At 36.0% G+C, this 1802-nt stretch carries 1 protein-coding gene, 1 tRNA gene and 1 pseudogene; 2 read left to right on the top strand and 1 reads right to left on the bottom strand.

What is annotated here, in order from left to right; translation table 11 throughout:
- Positions 1–413: 413 nt before the first annotated feature.
- A tRNA-Pro gene (locus tag H4K35_RS15475) sits at positions 414–488 on the top strand.
- A 182-nt stretch (positions 489–670) separates the two neighbouring features.
- Here the strand turns inward: H4K35_RS15475 and H4K35_RS15470 are convergent.
- The gene (locus tag H4K35_RS15470; protein ID WP_039990626.1) at positions 671–1510 is read right to left on the bottom strand and encodes a tyrosine-type recombinase/integrase; all 840 of its coding nucleotides are present in this window, start codon (positions 1508–1510) and stop codon (positions 671–673) included.
- A gap of 198 nt (positions 1511–1708) precedes the next feature.
- On the opposite strand from H4K35_RS15470, the pseudogene H4K35_RS15465 reads away from it, so the two are divergent.
- Positions 1709–1802 (top strand): annotated as a pseudogene (locus tag H4K35_RS15465) (aminoglycoside 6-adenylyltransferase); the annotation flags it as partial.

Here is a 1802-nt window from a genome sequence, read left to right as displayed (position 1 = left end):
ATAAAATGACACCTGTTGAGTTTGAAAATAAATGGTTTGGAAAAAGTACTTTTTCCAAACCATTTATTACTATATTTAATAATGAAGTTAATGTTTAAAAACGGTCAACCATATTTAGGGATGTACACCATTCACCACTCACCTCTCACCTCTCACCATTCACCTCTCACCATTCACCACTCACAACTCACCACTCACCTCTCACCACTCACTACTCACCACTCACCACTCACCACTCACCACTCACCACTCACCACTCACCACTCACCACTCACCACTCACCACTCACCACTCACCATAACTATATAATTATCACCACTATACAAGTAAAATTCTTTTTTATGTAAAAAAAACAGTCAAAACTATTGACAAATTGAATTTTTGCCGTATATTTGCACTCACGATACCGAAAGCGGGGTGTAGCGTAGCCCGGTCATCGCGCCTGGTTTGGGACCAGGAGGTCGCAGGTTCGAATCCTGCCACCCCGACAAAAGCCACTGATAATCAGTGGCTTTTTCTTTTTTCGGACACATTTCGGACAAATTATATCTGAATATTGATTATTCAATAACCTAAGCAAAGTTAAGTTAAGCTAGAAGAATAACCCTTCTTAAAGAATGATTGGAACATAATGCTTGTTTCTATAGAGCGTGAAAAGTTCATCTTATTCTTATAAAAAATCAAGAGGGCTAGGAGTCTTTTGCTTGTCTATGTCAGTGATATGAGTGTAGATCATAGTCGTTTTTATATTTTCATGACCCAATAACTCTTTTACAATTCGGATATCGATACCTGATTGGATTAAATGTGTGGCATAAGAATGTCGCAATGTATGTACAGAGCCTTCCGACTGAACATTTGCTTTGATCAATGCTTTTTTCAGAATCAACTGTACACTTCGTTCGCTATACTTGCCACCCCTCTCACCTTCGAAGAGGTACTCCTTTGGCTTGAATGCTTGATAATAATGTCTCAAAGTCGCCAGCAATTTGTCTGGTAATGATACAATCCGATCTTTATTACCTTTGCTTTGATGGATTCTGATAATTCCATCGGAAGATTTTATGTCTTTGATTTTGAGATTCAACAGTTCGCTAAGACGTAGTCCACAACTATAGATTGTCATCAGAATAGCCTTGTGTTTTAGATTTTGAGTGTTATCGAGAATATTTCTTACTTCTTCTTTTGAAAAGAATTTAGGTAATTTAGAAAATGATCGTTTCGGGTATAAGTAATCCAGTTGGATTTTTTTGTCCAATATCAGTTCGTACATCTTCTTGATTGCGCCCACTAATCCTTTTTGATAGGAAACACTAATTTTCCCATTTTGAACTTTTTCGTTTATAAACGCCTCAATATCTGACAGTGGAATTTCTTCAAGGGAGGGATATTTGCTAACATGTTTAAGAAATATACTAGCGTAATCCTTGTACGATCTAATGGTATTGCCAGCATATCTCTGCATCAGCAATCTCTTTTCGAAGGTTTCAAGTATGATTTCGCTATTCATATCAGGGAAATAGTATTTTATAATATTTTGTTTCGCTATTTGTGCGGTTTTATTTTTTAAATACAAATATATCAATATCTTATGTAGAAAGAAAAGTCAAATAACGAAACACGTATAGGGTTGGTTAAGCGAAATTTTCCGTATATTCGTTTCGTTAAAACAGATGTTGTACGACATAGTAAAACCGAACCAAACAAAATGAAAGTCAGAGAAGAAAAGTTAAGAACAATTATAGAATGGTCGGAGAAAAACGAAGATGTAAGAGTTCTTCTTCTGACAAGTTCACTTGTAA

Source organism: Myroides sp. NP-2 (assembly GCF_014145665.1).
In the GTDB taxonomy this organism is placed as follows: Bacteria; Bacteroidota; Bacteroidia; order Flavobacteriales; family Flavobacteriaceae; genus Flavobacterium.
Note: the sequence above shows the minus strand (reverse complement) of the source record. Positions and strands in the feature narration are given on the sequence as shown.

Coding starts and splice junctions, on each gene's coding strand:
- H4K35_RS15470 (WP_039990626.1), bottom strand. CDS start 1,510: ATGAATAGCGAAATCATACTTGAAACCTTCGAAAAGAGATTGCTGATG.